Source organism: Maridesulfovibrio ferrireducens (assembly GCF_016342405.1).
GTDB lineage: Bacteria > Desulfobacterota > Desulfovibrionia > Desulfovibrionales > Desulfovibrionaceae > Maridesulfovibrio > Maridesulfovibrio ferrireducens_A.
On sequence record NZ_JAEINN010000020.1, the window covers coordinates 1 to 24390 of the forward strand.

The window sequence follows — 24390 nt, forward strand, 5'->3', positions numbered from 1 at the left end:
AGCAATAGAAAAGTTGGCGCAAGAGAGTTCTCAAGGATAAGGGCGCAGGAAGAAGCTTATTAAAAGAAAAGCCCTCGGACTCATAACGAATCCGAGGGCATAATTTTTTAGAAAGAATGAAGCTACAGCAGTTTCACCAGTGCGGCGATGGATGCGGCTTGAACAACAAGGAGCCCAGCCATCCATTTGATAATATCGGCTTTGACCCTTGATTCGCTTTCAAGAATATCTTTTCTTACAAGTTCAATATCATGCTTGGTTGCTAGTTCTTTTTTATATTCTGCGTCCTGCTTTTCAAAGACATGAGCAATAACCTCTGCGGCCTCTGCACCTAAAGCTTTTTCCAATTTTTTGGCATCATCAAATAGTAAAGTCATAACTACCTCTCAGTGAATTAATATCTCAGTTGGCTATTTTGTGTCAATGCGAGTTAATTGGCTACCAGCCTTAAAACTGGAGCAGGTTTCTTCGGCTGATTAATAGCACTATCCAAGAGAATGTTTGCGGCAACATATCTATCTTTATATGAATTTGTGAAACCATAAAGATCCCCTGAATCTGGCAACATTCTCCAAGCTGGCGCACAGCCTCCAGGTTCTATCATTTCAAACTTTTTTCTAGATATCTCTTTCAACTTATTGCAAAGCTTTATTCCCTGACTGGCAAGATCTTCAAGGCTGTCAAAAATTTCAAGTTCTTCTGGTGTGAGATTGTAGATATTACGCATTGCACACCTCTTCAGCCTTCCAGTTGTCTTCGTCCATTATCTCGACTGCATTTCTTATTTGTCTGCTCAAGAGTTCGAGGATATTTGCATCGCCTTCTCTGTCGAGCGCTCTATAAGTCGCAGTCAGTAATTCCAAGCTTGAAACTGCGGCAAATATATCGATGACCGGATCGCCGGAAGTGCTCTTTTCTGGATTGAGTTGTACTACATTATGCATTGCAAGCCTCCTGAAAATCTCCAGAATTACTAAAGCTTGCCGCTGCAATACGTCTGGCCTTCATCTTATCGTGGAACTTCTTCACAAAGTATATCTGTCCTTTGCCCGTAACTTTCGTTGTCTTGGTGATATGAGTCCCGCTAGTGCCTACCCTTGTGCCTTCCTTAATGACGAACACACCGAGATTCATGCTCTTCTGTGTAGGCAGGTTGTAACTGCTTCCAGTTTTATGCAGATAGCCGTTATCTCTCAGCCATGCGAAAAGGCGAGTTTGACCAACGTCATACTGAGTAGACTGTTTGATAAGTTTTGAAAGCTCTCCGACAAGGATTGTGGATTCCGCAACTTCGATAGTTTCAGCGAAAACAACCTTCGGGCGGTCTAAGGCGATTTGCTTTTCCGCTTCGGCTCTCTTGGCCTGTTCTTCCTTAAGATTGGTTGCAAGCTTGATAAGGGTATCAGGGTTCAAAAGAACCTCTTCGACCTTCTCAGGTGTGAGGTATGCGCCGTTTTTACGGATGGAAGGGAGAACTTCCGAAGTTACCCACTTTTTGAATTTCTTCGCTTCGGGTTTACGGGAACGTAGGATTAGGGAGTATAGGCCGGATTCGTTGATGAGTTTTACAAGTCCGTTTCTGCTGTTACTTATATCCTGTTTAGTAGACAGGGTATGTTCATCATCATCTAAATAACGTGTTGAATTGGAAACATCCAGTTCAAGAACATCACATACATCTTTAGCAACAAACCATAGTTCGTCACCAATGTTCAGGGTTCTTATATCCTGATTGTTAAATGAAAATGCGACAACTGAATCGTTGTCAGAAGCGTGTGAATTGGCTATGTTCTGTTCAGCCATGATAACCTCCGAGTCAGGTTGTTAAGGTTAGGCTCGGTTGGGTGGTGGTACACCTTGCCGGGCCGTTTTTTTGTCTACTTTTCTTTCTTCTTTTCTTCTGCCTCTTTTATCCGTCTTTCCATTTCCTCCATGAAAATATCTTTGAAGGTTTTATCGTACTCAGCCAAATACATTTTGTATTTGCGGTGAGTGGACTCATCCACCTTGATAGTGATTGCTTTTAATTTGTCTGCCATAAATCTATACGTACAAAAGTTTGGCAGATGCTGTCAACACCAAATTTCACTTTTCATAATATTTTATATTATCGCCATTGTTATTATGGATATATTTGTGTAGGTGGATTTGTTGGCTGGAGGATGTTTATTTTTATTATGCGCTAGCGGATGGAGTGTGAGTGTGTTTAGATTTTTGGCTATTGCTTTGCTATTCCTGCTGTCTTTTCCACTCTATGCAAGCTCCGCCGAATGGCGGACTGAGTATCCTCATCCGTGGGGAGTTCCTAACTTTGTAGATATCTGGGTGTCAGATACAGACACAGTTTATGCTGCATCGGCGACAGGGATGATCTTTTCTAATGCTGGTGGAAAATGGACACAGATGCCTGTTCCAGAGAGTGTAGGCTTGAAATCTATCTGGGGCTTTTCTGATAATGATATTTATGCGGTAGCCGCCTATGCTACACTTCTTCACTATGATGGAACTAAATGGGAAAAAACACAGATAAATGATTCTACAGATTGGCTGATTGATATATGGGGGAGCGACCCTGACAATTTATATATTACCGCTGGAGATGCATACGATAATGGGAAAATATATCATCGCACAAAATATGGATGGGAATGTGTCTATTCTTCAAGATCCACTGACCTTTCCAGTCTTTGGGGAACATCACCTAATAATATCTACGCAGTAGGAAGAGAGAGAAGAGGTGGGATTGCGCTCCATTATGATGGATATTCGTGGAACAAAATATACGCAAGCCCACTTGAAAGTTTCGCGAAAGTATGGGGTCTAGACTCGAAGAATGTATACATAGGGGGGACGTCCGGGTCACTACTCCATTTTAATGGAGAGACCTGGAGAAATATATTCTATGGCAAATCTGACCCAGGCCATTGCTTTGTCAAAGAAATAACAGGAAGTTCTCCAAATGACATAACCATAGTAAGGTATGCCTCGGTTTGGCACTACAATGGTTTATCGTGGCAAGAGTATAGAAACTCCCCCACTCCTTATTCGTGTCTTTCAACGTTATCTACAGGAGAGTTAATCGCAGGAGGCTACTATAGCATAATAGCCAAAGGTCAGTGGAACAACTGGAAGACTGTACTTTCTGGAACCTTACAGGGGTTTGATAGTGTGTGGGGTTCGTCTTCCGATGATGTTTATATAACATCAGATGGCGGTAAAATTCGACACTACGATGGCAAGGGGTGGTCGACTCCTGAAGATGCACCTCAATACAACATTACAAGTGTATGGGGCAACTCTGCTACAGATGTTTATTTTTCAGAATGGAGTGGAGTCTCTCACTTCAATGGAGAGACTTGGGCACGGATTAAGATTGGTAAAGACCTAGCTTTAAGAGCAATCAAAACTCACCCCTCCGGCAGCGCTTGGGTGTGCGGAGACAACGGGAAACTGTTTACGTTGAAAGATGGTATGTGGAGTGAAATTATAACGGCTGTAAATAATGACTTGTTTGCTATATGGCCTGTAGACAAAGACACTGTTTTTGTTGTCGGCGACCACGGTACCATATTGAAAGTGGAGGGTACTGAATGCGTCAAAATGAAGTCTAACGCAACAGGTCATTTAAGAGATGTATGGGGAACATCTGACAAAAATATGTATGCGACGGGGGGGTGGGACAAATTTTTTCATTACAATGGTACTAGCTGGAATAAAGTGTCGATCACTAAAGACTCTTTTTGGCCCATGGCTATATGGGGCTTCTCAGAAAACGACATATATGTTGCAGGGGTAGGTGGGGGACTCTCGGTGTATACGGATAGATATGCAGGCAGTTCTAGTTGGAAAATTTCACTAACAAAGCAAATTGGCCATTTCAACGGCAGTGACTGGACAATAAGCATGGCCGATCCAACAGGTAATTATCGGGCCATTTGGGGTACTTCCCCTACCAATCTATACGCCGTAGGTTTAGGCTCTATAATCTCTCACTACAGTAAAGAAACCAAATGTTCAGCCCCACCCAGTGCAAAACAACCCGGTCTAGCTAACGTTTCCACCACTAGCTCTATCGAACACGACTGGGATCAAGCTATTTTGAAAGATAAATATAAAGTTTCTGGCAACGTTGAGACAGTAACTAATGTACGCGAATTCACAGCCACCACGAACATGGCAAACCAAAACGCTATATTCACTTTCAGGGCAATGCAACTTGATGGTATAGTGGGAGACATGCAATTCCTCAAATTGAAAGAGGACGGCACAAACTTGCCGTACAAATATGATTCGCTCGGGGGTCTTAACTCCCCTGAAGGCTCGTGGTGGATTCAAGACACAAACAAAGTGGTGTTTGACTCATCCGATACGCTTTATCCCACTAAATCTTACGACATATATTTTATGATTAAAGATAATGGCGACTATGACCTTAATCCGACTGATGGAGCTATCCATGATCCGGTTGCGCTAGTAAAGTCTTCGTCAACCGCAGTATCGGCTGCAAGCAAAGATTCTGTTGCAAGTGAAAAGCCCACTTCAGACAGTTCGTCTCCCGGTTGTATAATAGGTGGGACCACGAGTGAGTCAGACCTCACGCTGCCGACACTATTGCTGCTGTCGCTACTTATAATTGTTTTGCGTATGTTTGTACGGGCGGAAAGAATTAATCAACCAACACACAAGAAATAAACAGAATAAAGGGGATTGATTTAGTAAAGAGATAAATATAATAAACGCATTCGGTTTAAAAACCGAACCCCAAATAGAGCCCCTTTTTTCATTGTGAAGATTGGGGTTCGCTTATTTTGTCAAGACGTCGTAATTAAAAAATCTTTATGTGAGAAGAGGCAGTAGGATTACCCTTTTGTATTACCACTTTGTATTACCAAGAAAAAAAGGTTTACGAAGATCACTTCGTAAACCTTTGATTTTATTGGTCGGGATGGCGGGATTCGAACCCACGGTCTCTGCGTCCCGAACGCAGCGCTCTACCAAACTGAGCCACATCCCGTTGTCTCGGAGGGTTTTAACGAATCGAGTGATTGGTTGGCAAGAAAAAATATTTTAAAATTATAATTCCAAAATGTTGCGAATAAATTTTTAATATTGTTGCAGAGAAACTCTCAATAACGTAGATTTACAATACTTTTGCATTTATTAACTTAGTAAACGGCCGACGTATGATTATTTGTTGTAAACCTTGGGAGTTTGTTGGACAAAATATCTCATATGTGCGAAGTTTTATTCAAGATTAGGCTTTAAAATATTGTCATAATTTTATTTTTGAAATTATTAGTTGAAGTTTTATTTTCCATATATGCAGGATGTTAGCTGTTCGTTAGGAAAACTAACGCTTAGGTTAAAGGAGATTTTCTGAGTGATAAATGTCGTAGTAATTGATGATTCTGCTTTCATGCGTAAAGCCATCAGCACTATGCTGGAGAAAGATCCCGGCATAAAAGTTGTTGCTACCGCTCGCGATGGAGAGGAAGGCCTTACGATGATCAGGAAGCACAATCCTGATGTCATTACTTTGGATATTGAAATGCCTAAGATGGATGGGCTGACAGCATTACGTCATATAATGATGGAGATGCCAAAGCCTGTTATTATGGTCAGTTCATTGACAACTGAAGGTGCAGAATCAACACTGAAGGCTATGGATCTCGGCGCTGTTGACTTTATCCCTAAGCAGCTTTCTAAAGTTTCGCTTGATATCGTTAAAATTGAAACAGATTTGATTTCTAAGGTTAAGAGCGTTGCAAGGCGCAGGATGCGTCCTGTTCCCAGAATGCGTCCCGCTTCAACTGTAGCCAGACGTCCGGCTGTCTCTCCGCGAGGTAATAGCGGAAGACCTAAGAGGGACGTTGTTATGATCGGTGTGTCTACGGGGGGGCCTCCAGCAGTTCAAAAAATTTTATCGTCGTTGCCCAAAGATTTTCCGGCTGGTATAGTTATCGCTCAGCATATGCCTAAAGCGTTTACCGGGCCGTTTGCCAATCGGCTTAACAGTGTAAGTCAACTGACTGTAAAAGAAGCGGAGACCGGAGACAGACTTGTGCCGGGATGTGTTTTTGTTGCTCCGGGTGGCTCTCACTTGATAATTGATCAGAAAATAAGCAGAATTGAATTAATAGTCACATCTGAGCCTAGCGAATCTTTGTATAAACCTTCAGCAAATGTTCTGGCTACTTCTGTAGCAAACGCTGTAGGAAGACGGGCTTTAGGCGTTATTCTGACAGGTATGGGGAATGACGGTCGTGATGGTATTCGGGATCTGAAAAGTAAGGGAGGAAGGGCGATAGCCCAGAGTGATTCTTCCTGTGTCGTTTACGGCATGCCTAAGGCTATTGTTGATGATGGGCTTGCCGACGAAATTGTTGATATTGATGATATGGCTGAAGCTATTATCAATAATCTTTATTTGTAATTCGAAGAGTCGGAAGTCGTGCAACCGTAAGCTGCCTTGCGGCTTTCGAAAACATGAGGAATAGGCAATGACGGACTGTGCGAAAGTTATTGAAGATCTGAAAAATGAAGACAATGAGATTGTCCGCGAAGCTGCTTTTCAAGCCGGAGAATTCGGTTGTGAGGAAGCTGTGCCTTTGCTGGCTGAGCTTTTAAAGACCAGTCATTTGGGTCTGCAGGAAGCGGCCGATCATGCACTTCGTCATATAGGTGGCAAAAAAACTGTACAGGCAGTTGTTCCTTTGCTGCGTTCCGATGAAGCTCCAGTCAGAAACCTGTCTATGGATATATTACGCGAAGTAGGCGCGCAGGATTTTCCTTCACTCGTTGCTCTGGTTCATGATGATGATCCGGATATAAGAATTTTTGCTACTGATATTTTGGGCTCTTCCGATAGTTTTATGGCTGTTGAGCCTCTTTGTGACGCCCTGCTTAAAGACCCGGAGGTCAACGTTCGTTATCAGGCTGCTGTCAGCCTCGGCGACCTTGAAAATCCGGCTGCGGCCAAGTGTCTCAACAAAGCTATGCTGGATGATGAGTGGGTTCAGTATGCGGTAATTGAAGCTCTTGCCAAGATTAAGCATTCCAGTTCCGTTGACGCTTTGGTTAAAGCTTTGAACACCAGCTCTGACCTTGTTGCGTCTATGATTATTGATGCCTTGGGCGAAGTCGGTAACATTAAAGCGGTTACGATGCTTTTGCGCCATCTTGATACTTCTCCTACTGCATTACGCAATAAAATTGTTAAGGCCATTGTCGGAATTCTTGGCGGAAAATCTCTTAAACTTTTATCTGCAACTGAGCGTGAGAAGTTAAGAGAATATATGCTCATTGCACTTAAAGATGAAGATGAAGATATTCAGGATGCTGCAATAACCGGTCTGAGCTTTGTCGGTGGTGAAAAGGCCACAGATGAGGTTCTTAAGCTGGCAAGTGAGCTTGATCCTGATCGCGATCGAGACAGGTTGTCTGAAATAATTGATAATCTGTCTAATTTAACTATGAACCCCGCTCTGGTTAATGCTGTAAATGACGGCAGTTTTAAGAAGGCCGCGATTGCTATAGATGTTTTGTCTAGACTTGAAGGAACGGAAGTTGCTCAGGTTTTGATGGATGCTTTTGAAGGCAAGGAAAGAGATCTTAAACGCGGAATTCTGGATGCTCTGGTGAAGACTGCCGGTGAAGAGGCAAAGGACTTTTTTGTAGGAGTCTTGGAGAATGAGCAGGATGGAACCATGATTAAGGCTGCGATCTATTTCTTAGGTCAGAAGCTTGGAGTCAAGGACGAATCCGATAAAATTTTTGCGTTGCTCAGTCATTCTTATGATGATGTTAAAGAGGCCGCTCTTGATGCTTGTGTGTCCATCGGAGGGGATGATATTAACCAGAAGTTTATTGATTTGTTTAACAGTGAAGAACCAATCGAAAGACTTATGTCCGTTTACGCGATGGGTAAGCTTGATGCTGCCGGTAATCTGGAGCTTATTCAGCAGGCCCTTGAAGATGAGTTGCCGGATATCAGAAAAATTGCCCTTGAGGCTTTGACTGACTGTGCGGCGGGTATGGATAATTTGTCTTTGGTTGTTTCCCGTTTGAATGATGAGAACAGGGATGTAAGACTTACGGTTATCGAGTTGATGGGCAAATGCTATCAACCTGAAGTTATACCTTATATAGTTCAGGCGTTGCAGGACGATGATGACTGGGTTCAGATTCGCGCTGCGGAAGCTCTAGGGAATCATCGCGAGCAAGATGCTCTGCCTCACCTTATTCCTAAACTGGACTCTCCTAATAAGCTTGTTGTTTTGAAAGTAATTGAAGCGTTGGGGGCAATAGGTGGAACTCTCGCATTTCAGGCTTTGCTTGAAGCTTCAAACGCCGGTGGTGATCCTGAAATAATGCAGGCCGCGGAAGAGGCTATTTTTAAAATTCAAGAAAAGCAAGGAGATGGAAATTAGATGTCTTCTCTGTTTTCAAAGACTATCTCACTTCGAAAAGAGTTAAAAATTTCTGATCTGGAATTTACCCAGTTAAGAGATTTTATATATGATCAGGCTGGAATTTTTATTGCAGTGAATCGTAAATATCTGCTTGAAAATCGTCTTGCCAATCGTTTGAAAGAGCTGAATTTGAAGACCTTTGGTGAGTATTATTATTTTTTACAGTATGATTCAGGGCGGAAGCTCGAACTCAATAAGCTTTTTGAAGCTATTACTACCAATGAGACTAGTTTTTACAGGAATCCTCCACAGTTGAAAGTTTTTCAGACTAAGGTTTTACCCGCTGTTCTGGATAACCTTCGTAAGCTGAACAGGAAACGCCTTCGTATCTGGTCTGCCGGTTGCTCTACAGGTGAAGAGCCGTATACTCTTGCGATGATTATCAGTGAGGTTCTCGGCGCTGAACTTAAAAGTTGGAATATTAAGATTACTGCTAACGATTTGTCTGAAAGAGTGCTCAAATCTGCACGAAAGGGTGTTTATAACGAATACTCATTAAGGACGACGCCAAAGGAGATAGTCAACAAATATTTTGAAAAGAGTGACAAGGATTATAAAGTTAAAGCCGAAACCAAGCAGTTGGTATCTTTTGGGCAAATTAATCTGAGTGATAGAGTTCAGGTTAAAAGAGTTGAAAGATCGGAGATAGTTTTCTGTAGAAACGTCATAATTTATTTTGATGAACCTATGAAGAAAAAAGTTATTAATGCTTATTATGATAACTTGTTGCCCGGAGGCTATTTGATAATAGGGCATTCAGAATCTTTGCATAACATTACAAGGGCCTTTAAGCCCGTGCATCATCCCGGTGCGATTATTTATCAGAAATTGGAATAAATTGTCTGCATCACTAAGTACTGTTTATTGGGCGGACTTTTATGGAAAATGATATATCGGACATAGAGCTTACTGAGACTGTGAAACATGCGAAAGTTATAGCTATTGCAAATCAAAAGGGAGGCGTCGGCAAAACAACCACAGCTTTGACACTTGGAGAAGCATTAACCCGCCTTAATAAAAAGGTGTTGGTTATAGATCTTGATCCTCATGCAAATGCTTCGGTTCATTTGTCTTTCTTTCCAGAAACAGTAACCATGACGGCTCATAATCTGTTTTTTGACGATGCGAATTATAAGACGATTTGGTTGCAAATAGTACAGAAGCGAGCCACCGTAGGATTTGATTTTGTTCCGGCCTGTATAAGGCTCTCTGAATTGGAAAATGATCTTAAGGATAGAAAGAATAAGGGGATGGTTTTATCTAATGCTCTTAGCGGGATAACCGATCAGTATGATTATGTACTGATTGATTGTCCTCCCCATGTCGGGGTGCTTCTGGTTAACGCTATTGTTGCATCGGATCTGGTCCTTATTCCGATTCAGACCGATTTTCTGGCTCTTTACGGGATAAGATTGCTGTTTGATACAATTAAGGTGCTGAATAAAGTGCTACCGAGTCCTGTCAAGTTCAAGGCTTTGCCTACAATGTATGACGGAAGGGCCGGGGCTTGTCGAAAAATTTTGAATCTTATCAGGCGAAAGCTGCAAGATAGGGTTTTCAGCACAGTGGTGCACATGGATACGAAATTTAGAGAGGCATGCGCCAGCGGTAAAGTCATCTATGCTATTGATGAGAAATCCCGAGGTGCTTTGGAATACATGCAACTGGCGAGAGAGATTATTAGAAATGAAGACGCCTGAAGAATATTTCGTAGAAAATGTAAATCTACCCGGTGAAGAAAAGCAGCAGGACAGTTATACTGATGCCGAATCTGCTTTCATGGATAAGTATCTTGGTATTGGGAACCGTGATGTTCTTGATGAACTGAAAAGAGTTGATCCTCGGAGAGATTCAAGTCTTCCCGGATTTATGCCCGCTCCTGAAATGGATGATTTCGGTGGAGAAGGGAGTGCTGAAGGTTTTGAAGAAAGTCTAAAAGAAAGTGAAGAAGTCCAGCTGGTTAGTTTTGTTGTAGGCGAAAGGGAATACGCTTTACCCATAGTTGTTATCCAGGAAGTTGTTAAAAAAATTCCTATAACGCTTCTTCCTTCAGCTCCGGGTTATATGCAGGGAATTATTAATCTCAGGGGAAGGGTTACTCCTGTTTTGGATTTAAGAAATCTTCTGCATAAAGGGGTAGGTGTATCTGATAAGTTCGTAGTTGTGTGCCGGCATAAAGGCCTTCAATTGGGGTTAGCCATTAGTGCCGTTAAGACAATGTATCGCGCGGAGAAACATCAACTTGTCTGGGGAGTGGAGTCAGAGATTGGGGTAAGTGCTGAATTTCTGCTTGGACTTTACAAATCCGGAGACAAATTGGTCAGTATTCTTTCTGTCGATCGGCTTGTAGAACAAATTTTAAAGAGTGAAGGTGAAGGACATGCCTAAACATATTCTGATAGTGGACGATTCAAAGACTGTAAGGAATCTCGTGGCCTTCATTATGAAGAAGGAAGGTTTTAAGGTCAGCACTGCCGAAGATGGTTTGGACGGGCTTGAAAAACTTTACAGCCTTGAAAAAGTTGATCTTATTATTTCTGATGTTAATATGCCCAGAATGGATGGTTTCACTTATATTAAGACCGTTCGCGAGCAAGAAGCATATAAGGACATTCCTATTATTGTGCTTTCTACTGAAGGTCAGGAGAAGGATATTCAGACTGGATTAAATTTGGGAGCTAATTTATATATGGTAAAGCCAGCGCAACCCGAAAAGATGGTCAAGAATATTAAAATGTTATTAGGTTAGTGATTAGAATTTATTATTTCTTTTTTTAAGTTATTAGGTGATAAGAATGGTAATATTCGTGATCAGTCGCAGACGAACTTTTAATACAGGGGGCTCTAAATGAGCCAAGATTTCTTGGATCCTGAAATTTTTGCTGATTTCATTATTGAAGCAAAAGAACATCTCGAGACAATCGAGCCCAACTTGCTTGAGCTTGAAAATAATCCTGAAAATCTTGATATTCTTAATGAAATATTCAGACCTATGCACTCTCTCAAGGGAGCGTCAGGTTTTCTTGGGCTGAATATTATTAACGGGCTTGCTCATAGAGCAGAGAACGTTCTTGACGAACTCAGAAAAGGCGAAATTTCTGTTACTTCTGAGATTATGGATGTAATCCTCGCAGCTACTGACTCGTTACGGCAGCTTATTGATAATCTCAATGAACAAGGAACTGAAGGTGAGGTTGATACTTCAATTGTTATTGAACGTATCGAAGCAATTATGGCAGGTGAAACTCTTGCTGTAGTAGAGCCTGAGCCTGAGATTGAGCCAGAGCAGGAAATCGAAGAAAGTGAACCTGTTTTAGAATTGGAAGATGATTACGAAGAACCAGAATTGCCGGAGGTCGAAATGGCGCAGGAGCCTGCTATTCCCGAATCTTCTGACCGTAAGCAATCGTATCAATTTGTTGCTATAGTCAACCCAGATGAAGAACCATACAATCTTACTACTGTAGGAGATGGGCATCTGGCTGATTTCCTTGAAGAAGCTCACGAAATAATTGAAAATCTCACAAGAGGTCTTCTTGAGCTTGAGCAGGATCCCGAAGGCAACGATGATCTTATAAACGATATTTTTAGATATTTTCACAACCTGAAAGGAAACAGTGGGATTATCGGATTTCGTGAGCTTAATTCGTTAACTCATGAAGCTGAAACTTTGCTTAATAAAGTTCGTAAAGGTGAGGTTAATGCTACTCACTATATGATCGATCTACTTCTTGCTGTTGTGGATGGCATTGAGTCGTTGATTGCTCATGTGACTCCTTCTACCGGAGAAGTTCAGCCGTTGGATATAGCTCAGCTTGTCGACCCTCTTCGGAATGCGGTTGAAAGCGGCGAAGTGCTTCCTGTTGAAAATGCTGATTCTGAAGTTGAAGAAGCTCCGGCGTTAGATGGTAAGTCTAAATCTGATCAGGACCTGGAACCGGATCTGGCTCTTGAACCTGAAGCAGTAGAAGACGGTCTCGATCCTGAAGATATTTCAATTTTTGAGCAGACTGTTCATCAACAGCTTGATAATATTTCACTTGCTCTGACCACGTTAGGCGAGGATTCCGGCCTGAAGGACTATATTGATGCTCTTTTCCGTAGTCTTGTTTCAATACAAAATTCTGCCGGATATATGGGCTTTGATAATCTTAAAGAGTATGCCGAACGTACTGCCGGACTTGTAGATCAAGCCCGCTCAACTGATATGGATTTTGGTTTGATGCTGGACCTTTTGCAGCAGGAATGCGGAATTATCGAAGAGATGATTTTTGCAGCTGTGGCTGAACTTAAGGGAGAAGAAGATTCTTCCGAGTCAGCAACTAAACCTGAAGTTAAGCCAGAGTCTAAGCCTGAGCCAAAAGCCGAGCCTGAGCCAAAAGCTAAGCCTGAGCCAAAAGCTAAACCTGAGCCAAAAGCTGAGTCTAAGCCAAAAGCTGAGCCTAAGCCAAAAGCTGAGTCCGAGTCTAAGCCTGTAGCCAAGCCAGCACCAAAGCCTAAGCCGGCTCCCGTGGCTCCTTCTGCAGTGGGAGTTCCGGCTCAAAAAACGACTAAGCCGAAAGCTATGACTACTATTCGAGTTGACCATCAGAAGCTCGATCATTTGATGAATCTGATTGGTGAGCTTATTATCAGTCGCGGTCGATATACGATGCTCGCCCGCGGTCTTGAAGAGGGGCATCTGGAAGTTCCTATAGTCGCACAGCAATTAACAGAAACAACGTATGCACTGTCCAGAATTTCTGACGACCTTCAAGATACTATCATGAAGGTTCGCATGGTGGCCGTGCAGACTGTATTTTCAAGATTTCCACGATTGGTTCGTGACCTCAGTCGTAAGAGTAATAAGCGTGTTGAGCTTATCACTGAAGGTGAAGAGACTGAACTTGATAAGAGCGTTGTCGAGGAAATCGGCGATCCTCTTGTTCATTTAATTCGAAATTCGGTTGACCATGGTCTTGAGCCGGAAGAAGAGCGTATTGCCAGCGGAAAGACTCCTGAAGGTCATGTATGGCTGCGCGCTTACCATAAGGGCAATTCTGTCGCTATCGAGGTTGAGGATGACGGGCGCGGAATTGATCCTGAAAAAATGCGTAATGTCGCTATTAAGAAGGGTGTTATTTCTGCTGAAGAAGCACGAAACCTTGATGATCGCGAAGCAATTGAATTGATTTTTGCTCCTGGATTCTCATCTGCTGAAAAGGTTACTGACATTTCAGGCCGAGGCGTTGGGATGGATGTTGTTCGGAATAACATCAAAGACCTTAAAGGTACCGTTCAGATTTCTTCTGAAGTAGGGAAGGGGTCTAAGTTTACTCTTACCCTGCCTTTGACTCTAGCTATTATTGATGCCTTGATGGTTCAGGTTAACGGTGCAAATTATGCGATTCCACTTGATGCCGTTTCTGAAACAACCAAGATTGAAGCTGAAAGGCTGACTGAAGTTAATAACCGTAAGGTTGTCACTCTGCGAGGAGAAGTTTTAGGTATTGCGGAACTCGCAGAACTTCTTGATCAACCCGTAAGTGATCCTGACAGAGAAGTGCTCCCTGTTGTTATTATTCATGACAATGTACGCAGGCTTGGTCTCGTAGTAGATAGACTGCTTGAACGGCAGGAGATCGTTATCAAACCTCTGGGCCGCTTTCTAAGCCGATTTAATCTTAGAGGTGTGTCAGGTGCAACTATCATGGGAGACGGAAGCGTAGTGCTTATCCTTGATCCTCATGAGATATACAGCATGGCAACAGTCAAAGGATCTTTGCAATAAAATTAAGTTAAGTAGTACAGAATAAAACTCCCGATGAAAGAAATCTTTCACCGGGAGTTTTTTTGTTCAATTGAATATTTTGGGAGGTTGGAACAGAACATAAAAAAAGGTTCATCCAGTTAAACCGGATGAACCTTAATAATTCTTATTTTATATCTGTTTACATTGTCAGATAAAGATTCATGGCTCCGGCCATGACCGTTGCGTGAGCTACTATTGTAAAAAACGGTGCAAGAGTAAGTCCTATTTTGTGACGCATCGGAGTTGCACTTTTCCATGTGACTATCCATATTGCACAACATAAAAGGGTAAGAACCGCTGATAATCCTAAACAAATAGCGGTAGTATTGTTTGCTAAGAGGAGTTCTTTTGTCGGTCCGCATAAGTAAATAATAATGGATGTGACGGCTGCGAGTTGCGCAAGAGTCGGGATCAAAGCCCATTTTGAAATGACGGGTAGAGAAAATTTATAGTAGTCTCGCCCGAAGTCGTCTTTATTGCGGCGTAGAACCAGATAAAGTCCGCCTATGGTTGCCGCGAAAGATAAGGACATGATTAAATACAGTCCGGCCAAATAAAGCCCGGCAAGACCGGGGAGGACTAAAAAATGATTAATAAAAGGAAGGGGCGGAACGGTTGGGACAGGGGTTGCGGCCTGTTGCATGAAAAATACTTTCATGGTCATGGTCACTACATGGACAGTGGAAATTCCGCCGAGTGCAGCACAGGTACCGAGCAGTATATGGGCAGGTTTGTTTTTTTTCATAGATTTCCATAACAATGTATATGGAAGAAGCATTGCCAGAGTAAAACCTACCGTTATATATACCATTATGAATGGTGATGACGGATTTATAAGCCAGTCTGTAAGCCAGTCAAATTGACGGGTAAAGTAAGTTGCCGCTCCAGCTGCACAACCTAGAAAAAGTACGTACATAATCAGAGACATGGATGCTATCTGCTTAGCTAATTTGTCGTAAAAAATTTTATTTTTAGCTTTTGCAGTGATCTCTAAAATGACAGCCAGAATAGGTGCTCCGATGGCTGAAAGAGCTATAAAGTCCCCTAAAGCTTTGGGTAACAACTGGGATGTAAGTCTTAATGGTTCCATGAGAGTGTTCATATTTTCTTTATCCTTCAAAAAAATTGATGTCGTGTAACAGATAAATTCTTTTTTATGAAAAGCAAGCCCTAGAAAAAAAGTATAAAATCTTTTCTATAAAGTTTATTGGTTATTAAATTTTAAAAAAATGTGAAATAAGAAGTAGATAAGATTTTTTATTTTAAAATAAAGTAGGTATTCATCAAATTTTATGACAATCGGCTTACCTTTTTTGTGAACTTTTGCCTTAAAAACGGGCCGGAAGCAAGGGTAAGAGTGCGGCCTTTCTGTAAAATCGGCGATCAGCTTGCCAAATTGCTGTAAGTCGCCTATTTTGAATCAGTTGAAATTTGAATTGAATATTCTTGTTTGCGAACTTTATAATTATACGATCTGTTTGCGTTGTTTTTAAAATTCATCTGGAGAGACATTTGATGAAGTATTTCCATATTCTTGCAATATTTATATTGTCATTATCTATCAGTGGTTGTTTTGCTGCAAAACAGCCGGAGCAGCCCGCTTGGGGTGCAAGTGAAGAGTGGCGGTTAAAAAGTCTTGAAGAGAATTTTTTGAATTTTAAAGAAGGGTTACGCGAACAGAAGGATCATATAGATAAAAATCATGCTGAAACAATGACTGCGGTTGAAAAAATTCAGGAACGGCTTGGAGAGCTTGATAGCTCTATTGCTGAATTGAAAGAGGCTCAACTGCAAATGTCTGCTATGAAGGCAGAGCAGGTTCTTGTCCCTGTTCCTGTTGCGGTTGAAGAAGAAGTTGTTGTTGTCGGTGGTAGTGAAAGCAGTGAAGAAAAGCCTTGGATGAATGTTCCTGGTGAAAATGCAGAACATACGCAGACTCAGGGTGTGGCGTCATCCAGTAACGGGGCAGACCTTTATCAGGAGGGAGTTCGTCTTGTTATGAATGATAAGCCTCTGGAAGCTCGTACCAAGCTTACTGAATTTTTAAAAACCAATTCTTCCGGCGAGCTCGCTCCTAATGCTCTCTACTGGATAGGTGAAACGTATTATTCTGAAAAAAGTTTTGCTCAGTCTATTTTAAAATTTAAAGAAGTCAGCAGACGTTTTCCTAAAGCAAATAAAGTCCCTGATGCAATGCTGAAAATAGGTCTTGCTTACGATAAACTTGGTGATAAAGAAAATGCTGTTTTTTACCTGCGAACTCTTGTTGATGAATATCCGAAATCCGATCCTGCTAAAATCGGTAACCGTAGACTCAATGAAATTGAGGGCTAATTGGCTAGCGGTGGCTCGCAGTTGAATATTAAAGAAGAATATTTTGCATGTCTTGCTTTACGGCATACTCCAGGACTGGGGCCGAAGTCATGGTCGCGCATTTTAAAGACTTATCCATCTGCTTATAGCGCATTAAAGGATGCCGCGAATTGGGCTGATTTAAATCTTTGCTCTGAAAATGTAGCCTATGCTGCTCATGCGGAAGTTTGGCGAAGTACTGCGGAAAAAGAATTTAAAGAGGTTATGCGGCTCAGTTTCGGAATCCTTCCATGGACTCACCCCGGCTTTCCTTCTTCGTTAAAAGAAATTTCGGACCCTCCAACTTACCTGTATTATTATGGAGATCCATCTCTTCTTGCAAATCCGGGGGTTGCCATCGTCGGTTCCCGTAATAGCAGTCGATTAGGGCTGGAATATGCTCAAAAAATTTCAGGAGATCTTTCTGCCGTCGGTATTACCGTTATCTCTGGTTTTGCCCGGGGGATTGATGCTTGCGCGCATCAAGAGGCTTTGAAAGGGATCGGTTCATCCATTGCTGTTTTAGGTACGGGGCTTGATATTGATGATTATCCGCAAAACAGCGCTAGTTTGAGGCGCAATCTTATTGAAAACGGTTTGATCGTATCTGAATTTTCACCGGGAACACGTCCTTATAGTGGCAACTTTCCGTTTCGAAATCGTATCATAAGCGGGCTCAGTGCCGGTGTGCTTGTGGCTGAAGCTGATATTAAAAGCGGCAGTCTGATAACAGCAAGGCTTGCCGCCGAGCAGGGGCGCGAAGTTATGGCTCTGCCGGGCCCTTTGGGCAGCAAAAATTATTCAGGTTGTCTTAAGCTTATAAAAGAAGGTGCAGCTCTCGTTGAAACTGTGGAAGATGTTTTGATAACCATCGGGCATTCATTAGATGCGAATTCTAAAAAAAAGTTTGTGCCTGTTTCTGAAATAAAAACTCCCCGCGCGACCCAGAGTTTTAAAAAAAATACGAATCAGGAAAATAATTCCGTAAAGCAATCTGAAAATGTTAAGTTTGTTTTGGATATTGAAGCATTGGACCCTCATGAACAGGAAATTGCTCGCACGCTTGATAGAGAAGGAAAACTTCATATTGACGAAGTAGCGCGTAAATCAGGTGTTGATGTGGCCTTAACAGGAGCGTTTTTACTTGGTATGGAAGTGAAGGGAATCGTTGTGCACTTTCCCGGCATGTATTATGATATAAAGCGTTGCTAAGGGTGGTCCGATATTTTGATATGCCGGATTAGCCTGCATTTTGTTTGTTTTAATATGATTAGGAGATGTTCGACTGATGCAGAAAATTCCAGTGAAACTTGCTGAGCCGGGGATGAAACTGGCAAAACCCGTTGCTCGCGATAACGGGATGGTCGTACTTGCTGAAGGGCTTGAGCTTTCTGAAGGCATCATCAACAGGCTTGTAAGTATGAATGTCGAGCGTATTGTTGTGCAGGGAAATCCTCTTGATCTCGGCGACGGAAGTGATTCTTCATGGGGAAAAAAATCTGAGCGTCTTGATCATCTTTTCAGAAGATATACTAATGATAAATGGATGTTTCGCGTAAAAGGCTTTTTCAGAGAATATTTCAATCTCAAGGCAGCCGCGCAAAAGGCTGAGGCTGAAGCTTATAAATTAGCCGAAGAACAGGCTGCGGCCTCCGCTCTTGAAGCTGACGAAGCTGAAAAAGTGGACGAAAGGGGAGAGGATTTTTAAATATGTCTGATCAGGATCTTAAAACAAGCGTAAAAGGACAGATTCTTTCCACTTCTGACCTGCCTACTCTACCCAGTGTTCTTGATGAAGTTACAAAACTTGTGGATGACCCGAATTCTTCCACAGAGCAGGTTGCCAAGGTTATTTCACAGGATCAGGTCTTATCTGCAAAAGTTTTGAAAATGGTTAATTCTCCTATTTACGGATTCCCCGGTCGTATTACAACAATTCAGCATGCTCTTGTTCTGCTTGGCCTGAATGTTATAAAAGGTATTATTATTTCCACCTCGGTTTTTGATATGATTCAGAAAGCCATGTCCGGCCTTTGGGAACATAGCCTTGGATGCGCTTTAGCTAGTGGTGCGATTGCAAAAGCTGCCGGTTTTGAAGATCCTGAAGAGTTCACTGTTGCAGGTCTGCTGCACGATTTAGGAAAAGTTGTAACCGCAGTTCAATTGCCTGAACTTAATGAAGCTATCTGCATGACTGTGCGGGAAAAAAATCTTTGCTATTATGATGCAGAAAAAGTTGTGCTCGGTTTCGGGCATGACCGAATTAACGCATGGCTTGCGCGGCATTGGAATCTTCCTCCGAACGTCAGAGAGGCTATGACTTATCATCATCACCCTGACAGGGCTCAATTTTATCAGCAGACAGCCGCGGTTGTTCATGTCGGAGATTTTTTAGTTCGCCTTTTTGAATACGGTAACGGAGGCGATGATCAAATTTCTTACTTCAAACCGGCTGCCATGAAAATTTTGAAGCTTAAAATGAAAGATCTCGAACCTGTAATGGATGAGCTTTCAGAACAATTTGTGGAAATTTCAGGACTTACATTTTAAAGTGAATAATTTTCTAGTTTGATTTTCTTTTTTCGTGATTTTAGATAATAAATTCTTGTTTTTGTGTATTGTTATGCAGTTGTGCTTTGACGAAGCGCATCAGTGGTGCTAATCGTAACTTCATGGACAAGAATAATAATCACGGCCTGTTGGGCCTGACTAAACATAGATGCATCCTGATTTCATCGGATAATAAGTTTAAAGAGTTACTCAGGGACATCTGGTCCGAAGAAACTCTCGAGTTTATCTGCTATAGTCAGGCTCGGGGAGCTATTGAAGATATTTTCAATAACCCGCCTGATTTACTTATTGTTGATAACAGAGTCACCGATATTTCCGCATCAGAAGTTGCGCGACTTGTTAAAAGCGAAAATGTTTATCGGCAACTTCCTGTCATTATATGTCTTGATGAGAAGGACCTTTCAACCCCTTGGGACTGGAATGAAATTGAAGTTGATGATTTTATTGTACGTCCTTTCTTTAGACCCATTGTGCGGGAAAGAGTAAATTTAACTCTTTGCCGGGCTGTGCGTGCGCTGGATGCAAATCCGCTTTCCAAACTTCCCGGCAACACTTCTATTATTAATAAAATTCAGACTCTTATAGATAAAAATCAAGATTTTGCTTTAGCTTATTGTGATTTGGATTATTTTAAATCGTTCAACGATAAGTACGGCTTTTCTCGCGGAGATGAAGTTTTAAGTATGACCGCGCGAATAATCGTGAATACGGTTCGAAGCTTTGTCGGAGAGCAGACTTTTGTCGGTCATGTCGGTGGTGACGATTTTGTTGTAATTACTTCCCCTGACATTGTTGAAGAAGCTTGTAAGCGGATTATTTTTTCTTTTGATGGTATTGTTCCCAATTTTTACGATATTGAAGACCGTAAAAGAAAGTCTATTGTTTCAACCGATAGACAGGGAGTGGTGCAGACTTTTCCTCTTATGGCGATTTCTATTGCGGTTGTTTTTAATATTGATGGTAAACTCAAGCATTTCGGAGAAGCCTCAGCTATAGCTATGGGGCTTAAGAAGAAAGCAAAAGAAAATCCAAAGAGTAATTATGTCCTCGACCGCCGGACCCCGTAATGTAATGCCGGAAGCAGTTCAGATCTTTCTCACTCATATGGATATTGAGAAAGGGAGTTCTAAAGCTACATTATGTTCTTATGAAAAAGATCTGATTCAATTCGAAGAATTTCTTTCTACCCGTTCGCACTCTCTTTCAAATCTAGTTGAAATCTCGGTTGATCATGTCCGGGGATTTCTTGCTAAACTGCATGGCCGCAAACTTGCTAAAAGTACGCTTTCCAGAAAGTTATCCACGCTTCGTTCTTTTTTTAAATACATGACGCGCCATCGTTTTATTACTAATGACCCTATGGCAGGTATACGCAATCCTAAGCAAGAGATTCGGCAGCCGCGTTCCTTGAATGTTGATCAGGCTGTAAGTCTGCTTGATTCTAAGTGCGGGGTGGAACCTGAAGATAAAAGAGATCAGGCTATAGCTGAACTTTTGTATGGTTCCGGATTACGTGTCAGCGAAGCTATTTTTCTTGGTATTTATGATGTTGATACCTCTTCCGGCCTTGTCAGGGTTACGGGAAAAGGAAATAAAGAACGTCTTTCTCCACTTAGTGACACAGCACGCGAGGCTATTGATTCTTATCTTGCTGTCAGGGAGGAGCTTGGACCTGCGCTTGAAGAGACAGCGCTTTTTGTGGGCAATAGAGGTGGGCGTATTAATCGAAGACAAGTCAATCGAATTCTCGCACGCATGGCCGAAGAGGCTGGACTGCAAGGTGGAGTTCATCCGCATATGTTACGACATAGTTTTGCATCGCATATGCTTCAATCCGGCGCGGATATGCGATCTGTTCAGGAATTGTTAGGTCATGAAAATCTTACGACCACTCAGAGATACACTCATTTAAATTTACAGCATATTATGAATGTTTATGATAAGGCTCATCCTTTATCAGAAAGTGGTTCTTTAAGCAGAAAATCTGATGGAAGCGATGAGTAATCGCAGGAAGTTTTAATTAATCAACCTTGGAGGAGGATCTATGAAAAAGCAAACGGCAGCCGCAGTTACAAATGCGATTGAGGCTAACAGTGATTCGGCAAGAAATGCAGCTCTTTTTGAAATCCGCAGTTTAAAAAAGGACTTAGCTCTGCTTGAGAAGGAACTTTCTTCCAAAAAAACTGAAAGCATTGAACCCGCTTTTGATCTGATTCATAGCGCGTTTGAAATTTTTCGTCATACGCAGGTGATGGCAGAAAATAAAAAACTTACTGAACAGATTGATGATTCTCTTGAAAAATCTTCATACAAAGATTTTCTTGATTCAAAGGGCGCAAGAATTTTAAAAAAGCCTGAAGGATGGCATTGGATTTCTCCAGCAGGGGAAATGCATTTTTTGGGGGCTGGATCTGAAACTCAGGCAGCCGCTGAGAAGCTTGAGTCGATAATCTCACGTAAGAGGTCTGCTCCTAAAAAAGCGGCCGCTAAGAAAGCTGTGCCTAAAGCGGAACCCGTTGCCGAGAAAATTGCAACCGAAGAAAGCCCTAAAGAGCCTAAGAAGGCTAAGGTAAAATAGTTTTTTGATATATTGCACAGCATATGGCAAAAAAAAAGGCGTTCCAAATGGAACGCCTTTTTTTATTCTATTATTCTTGGCTAAGCAGGGCAAGCCGCTTCGAATTCTGATTTGAGTTCAGCAATGAGCTCTTTAACAGAGACGATTTTTTGGGTCCTGTAAGCATTTGCTCCTGCGAACGCAAAGCCATATTTCAATTTACCGCGCTGTGCGTTGATAAGAGCTGAAGCGATGCAGTAAGGCGTCGTTTCGACCTGACAAGTCTTAAGGCATTTGAATGAACATTTAAAAGGAGCTTTCTTGCCTGCGGAAACCGCATTGAGAAAGTCATTCTTAATAGCTCTTCCCGGTAAACCGACAGGGCTTTGAATCACAGTCATGTCTTCTTTAGTAGAATCAACATAAGCCTGCTTGAATTTTTCGTTTGCATCACATTCGTGAGTCGCTACGAATCTTGTTCCAAGCTGGACACCTGCTGCTCCCATTTTAATGAACTTGCATATGTCTGCACCTGTGTAGATTCCGCCGGCTGCAATAACTGGGATAGTTTTACCAGTTTTTTCCTCGAACACTTTAACAGCGCCAAGGACTTCTGGAAGTATTGATTCAAGGGAAAATTTAGGATCATCAAGCTGTTCGCGCTGAAATCCAAGATGACCGCCCGCCTTGGGGCCTTCCACAACAAATGCGTCGGGAATGTAGTCGAATTTGGATATCCATTTTTTGCAGATGATTGAAGCTGCTCTTCCAGACGAAACGATAGGGACTAATTTAGTCTTAGCACCGTCTACAAGATATTTGGGAAGATCTAAAGGCAGTCCGGCGCCGGAAAAAATAACATCAACGCCTTCTTTTACGGAAGTGCTCACCTGTGCTGCGAAATCCGTCAGAGCAACCATGATGTTTACACCGACGATGCCGGAGGTTTTAGCCTTGGCCTTTCGTATTTCGTCAGCGAGTGCTTCGCTTTGTGTCTCTGGCGCACTTTTGTTAGGCTTTGAGCTGGTAAGGCCTATCATTGCAGCAGCAATAACGCCTATTCCGCCTTCTTCGGCAACAGCTGAAGCGAGACCGGAAAGAGATATTCCTACACCCATTCCGCCTTGGACGATGGGCACTCTGGCAACTAGGTCGCCAATTTTAAGTTGGGGAAGCTTCATTACTAAGTTCTCCTGTCTATATATTTTGATAAACTGTTCAAATAGTGAACTAAAGTTTATAAATTCTTCTCTTTTTTCAAGTAATTTGCAAGCCTTTTCAGGTCTGATGCAATGACTTTGAACAGTTTATAGTTCGAGCAAAGTTTTTTCCTGTATGAGCTCTTAAGTCAAGTGTTTTTTACTTTTGAATTTATTGCAGATGATGTTGTCTGTTTCTTTTAAACTTTCAGAATGAAACATTCTTTAATGTATGTATTTGTCTACTATCATTTCTGCAAAGAACATGGAACTGGTAAATGCTGGAGATATTGCATTAAGTACGTGTACACTTTTGTCGTCACTTTCGATCAGGAAGTCCATTACAAGTTCGTTTCGTTTTATGTCCACAAGTTGCGGGCGGATTCCTACTTTAGGTGTACTTTCAATATCATCCGGGCTTAGTTCTTTGACTAATTCTTTTGCATCATTGAAAAAGCAACTGAAAAAATATTTGCGAGGTTCTTCAAAGGCGATGGAACGAAATTTAGGATTTTTCATAAACAGAATCGTATCCCTTAATATAATGCTGAAAGCTTCGCTGTCCAGTCCTGCCAGTATTCCATAGTTTTCTCTGCCGAATGCGGGGATTGCAGTCGGTCCTAAGTAAACGTCTCCGATTGCACTTCTGGTGAAGTGTATGCCTAGGAATGGATTTTTAATGTTCGGGACCGGATAGATACTGCCCCGGATCATATCCGCTTTGTCTTTTTTAAGCTTTTTGTAGATGCCTTTGAAAGGAATAAGCTGGTATCCTTCACCGAACCCGAAATGTCTGGCTACTTTGTCACTGTATGCACCGGCGGAGTTGATAAACATGCCGCAGCTTATTTCTCCTTTATCTGTAATTATCAGATTGTTTTTTTTTGCAGTGATGAAACTTGTTCCGAGCATGAAAGTTACTTTACCGCTTTGTAATAGATCATTGTAGATAGAGTTCATTACTGCGCGCGGATCAACTACTGCTGTGTAGTGTGAAAAAAGAGCCTGTTTACAAGTTTTAGCGTTCGGTTCTATTTGGGAGAGTTTTTCTTCTCCGATCAGTTCTACTTTTGCGCCGTTTGCCGTAGCTCTGTCATAAAGTTCGTGCAGGGTGGGAATTTCAGATTCGTTTTTGGCAACGATAACTTTTCCGCTTTCGAGTAAAGGCAATCCTTTTTCTTTGCAGTAAGCCTTCATTTTAAAATTTCCTGAGAGACAGGATTTGGCGCGTAGGCTGCCGGGAGCATAATAGATACCGGCGTGCAGCACTCCGCTGTTACGTCCAGAGGCATGTTTGGCTACTTCAGTTTCTTTATCAATGATAAGAATATCTTTGTGTCCTCTGGATATCAGTTCTCGTGCGATTGTAAGACCGACGATACCTGCGCCGCAGATCATAATTTCAAAGGTTTTCATTAGGTTATTCCTTTAACATTTATTAGGCGTGTT

The 24390-nt window shown here is 42.0% G+C and carries 23 protein-coding genes and 1 tRNA gene; 15 read left to right on the plus strand and 9 right to left on the minus strand.

What is annotated here, in order from left to right; translation table 11 throughout:
- Positions 1-122: 122 nt before the first annotated feature.
- The 5 genes from JEY82_RS17275 to JEY82_RS17295 all read right to left on the minus strand — a co-directional run bounded on the left by JEY82_RS17275 (position 123) and on the right by JEY82_RS17295 (position 2039).
- Positions 123-377 (minus strand): hypothetical protein, encoded by a 255-nt coding sequence (locus JEY82_RS17275; protein ID WP_304087906.1) that lies wholly within the window; start codon positions 375-377, stop codon positions 123-125.
- Positions 378-430: 53 nt separating this feature from the next.
- Positions 431-727, minus strand: coding sequence for a hypothetical protein (locus JEY82_RS17280; protein WP_304087908.1), 297 nt, complete (start codon positions 725-727; stop codon positions 431-433).
- A complete protein-coding gene (locus tag JEY82_RS17285; protein ID WP_304087910.1) occupies positions 720-944 on the minus strand; it encodes a hypothetical protein in 225 nt (74 codons plus the stop codon). Before JEY82_RS17285 ends, JEY82_RS17280 begins: the two co-directional genes overlap by 8 nt.
- Positions 937-1803, minus strand: coding sequence for a phage antirepressor KilAC domain-containing protein (locus JEY82_RS17290; RefSeq protein ID WP_304087912.1), 867 nt, complete (start codon positions 1801-1803; stop codon positions 937-939). Before JEY82_RS17290 ends, JEY82_RS17285 begins: the two co-directional genes overlap by 8 nt.
- A gap of 74 nt (positions 1804-1877) precedes the next feature.
- Positions 1878-2039, minus strand: coding sequence for a hypothetical protein (locus JEY82_RS17295; RefSeq protein WP_304087913.1), 162 nt, complete (start codon positions 2037-2039; stop codon positions 1878-1880).
- A gap of 163 nt (positions 2040-2202) precedes the next feature.
- On the opposite strand from JEY82_RS17295, the gene JEY82_RS17300 reads away from it, so the two are divergent.
- Complete coding sequence (locus JEY82_RS17300; protein WP_304087915.1) at positions 2203-4692, plus strand: hypothetical protein; 2490 nt, start codon at positions 2203-2205, stop codon at positions 4690-4692.
- A 245-nt stretch (positions 4693-4937) separates the two neighbouring features.
- Here the strand turns inward: JEY82_RS17300 and JEY82_RS17305 are convergent.
- Positions 4938-5014: transfer RNA gene (locus tag JEY82_RS17305), tRNA-Pro, on the minus strand.
- Between the two features lie 366 nt (positions 5015-5380).
- Between JEY82_RS17305 and JEY82_RS17310 the strand changes: the two genes are divergently transcribed.
- The 7 genes from JEY82_RS17310 (at position 5381) to JEY82_RS17340 (ending at position 14241) form a co-directional block, all read left to right on the plus strand.
- Positions 5381-6433 carry a chemotaxis response regulator protein-glutamate methylesterase gene (locus JEY82_RS17310; protein WP_304087933.1) on the plus strand — a complete coding sequence of 351 codons (1053 nt, stop codon included), beginning with the start codon at positions 5381-5383 and terminating at the stop codon, positions 6431-6433.
- 67 nt (positions 6434-6500) lie between these two features.
- Complete coding sequence (locus JEY82_RS17315; protein ID WP_304087935.1) at positions 6501-8429, plus strand: HEAT repeat domain-containing protein; 1929 nt, start codon at positions 6501-6503, stop codon at positions 8427-8429.
- The gene (locus JEY82_RS17320) at positions 8430-9308 is read left to right on the plus strand and encodes a protein-glutamate O-methyltransferase CheR (RefSeq protein WP_304087936.1); all 879 of its coding nucleotides are present in this window, start codon (positions 8430-8432) and stop codon (positions 9306-9308) included.
- 41 nt (positions 9309-9349) lie between these two features.
- A complete protein-coding gene (locus tag JEY82_RS17325) occupies positions 9350-10171 on the plus strand; it encodes a ParA family protein (RefSeq protein ID WP_092162410.1) in 822 nt (273 codons plus the stop codon).
- Complete coding sequence (locus JEY82_RS17330; RefSeq protein ID WP_304087939.1) at positions 10158-10859, plus strand: chemotaxis protein CheW; 702 nt, start codon at positions 10158-10160, stop codon at positions 10857-10859. Before JEY82_RS17325 ends, JEY82_RS17330 begins: the two co-directional genes overlap by 14 nt.
- Positions 10852-11220 carry a response regulator gene (locus tag JEY82_RS17335; protein WP_092162414.1) on the plus strand — a complete coding sequence of 123 codons (369 nt, stop codon included), beginning with the start codon at positions 10852-10854 and terminating at the stop codon, positions 11218-11220. The genes JEY82_RS17330 and JEY82_RS17335 overlap by 8 nt, the downstream gene beginning before the upstream one ends.
- A gap of 99 nt (positions 11221-11319) precedes the next feature.
- Positions 11320-14241 (plus strand): chemotaxis protein CheA, encoded by a 2922-nt coding sequence (locus JEY82_RS17340; RefSeq protein WP_304087940.1) that lies wholly within the window; start codon positions 11320-11322, stop codon positions 14239-14241.
- Positions 14242-14401: 160 nt separating this feature from the next.
- Here JEY82_RS17340 and JEY82_RS17345 read toward each other — a convergent pair whose 3' ends face one another.
- Positions 14402-15364: a hypothetical protein gene (locus JEY82_RS17345; protein ID WP_304087941.1), complete on the minus strand. Its 963-nt coding sequence runs from the start codon at positions 15362-15364 to the stop codon at positions 14402-14404.
- A 413-nt stretch (positions 15365-15777) separates the two neighbouring features.
- Here JEY82_RS17345 and ybgF point away from each other — a divergent pair, with 413 nt between their 5' ends.
- The 7 genes from ybgF (at position 15778) to JEY82_RS17380 (ending at position 21763) form a co-directional block, all read left to right on the plus strand.
- Complete coding sequence (ybgF, locus tag JEY82_RS17350; RefSeq protein WP_304087973.1) at positions 15778-16596, plus strand: tol-pal system protein YbgF; 819 nt, start codon at positions 15778-15780, stop codon at positions 16594-16596.
- On the plus strand, positions 16597-17826 hold the full coding sequence (dprA, locus tag JEY82_RS17355; RefSeq protein ID WP_304087943.1) for a DNA-processing protein DprA: 1230 nt from the start codon (positions 16597-16599) through the stop codon (positions 17824-17826). It begins immediately after the preceding gene.
- A gap of 76 nt (positions 17827-17902) precedes the next feature.
- On the plus strand, positions 17903-18322 hold the full coding sequence (locus JEY82_RS17360) for a hypothetical protein (RefSeq protein WP_304087945.1): 420 nt from the start codon (positions 17903-17905) through the stop codon (positions 18320-18322).
- A 2-nt stretch (positions 18323-18324) separates the two neighbouring features.
- Positions 18325-19164, plus strand: a complete 840-nt coding sequence (locus tag JEY82_RS17365; RefSeq protein ID WP_092162420.1) for an HDOD domain-containing protein — start codon at positions 18325-18327, stop codon at positions 19162-19164.
- 122 nt (positions 19165-19286) lie between these two features.
- Positions 19287-20252, plus strand: a complete 966-nt coding sequence (locus JEY82_RS17370; protein ID WP_304087974.1) for a diguanylate cyclase — start codon at positions 19287-19289, stop codon at positions 20250-20252.
- Positions 20227-21189 (plus strand): tyrosine recombinase XerC, encoded by a 963-nt coding sequence (xerC, locus tag JEY82_RS17375; protein WP_304087948.1) that lies wholly within the window; start codon positions 20227-20229, stop codon positions 21187-21189. Before JEY82_RS17370 ends, xerC begins: the two co-directional genes overlap by 26 nt.
- A 40-nt stretch (positions 21190-21229) precedes the next feature.
- Positions 21230-21763, plus strand: a complete 534-nt coding sequence (locus JEY82_RS17380) for a hypothetical protein (protein WP_304087950.1) — start codon at positions 21230-21232, stop codon at positions 21761-21763.
- An 80-nt stretch (positions 21764-21843) separates the two neighbouring features.
- On the opposite strand, the gene JEY82_RS17385 is transcribed toward JEY82_RS17380, so the two are convergent.
- Positions 21844-22923 carry a nitronate monooxygenase family protein gene (locus tag JEY82_RS17385; protein WP_304087952.1) on the minus strand — a complete coding sequence of 360 codons (1080 nt, stop codon included), beginning with the start codon at positions 22921-22923 and terminating at the stop codon, positions 21844-21846.
- 243 nt (positions 22924-23166) lie between these two features.
- Positions 23167-24357 (minus strand): L-2-hydroxyglutarate oxidase, encoded by a 1191-nt coding sequence (gene lhgO / locus JEY82_RS17390; RefSeq protein ID WP_304087954.1) that lies wholly within the window; start codon positions 24355-24357, stop codon positions 23167-23169.
- Between the last annotated feature and the right edge of the window lie 33 nt (positions 24358-24390).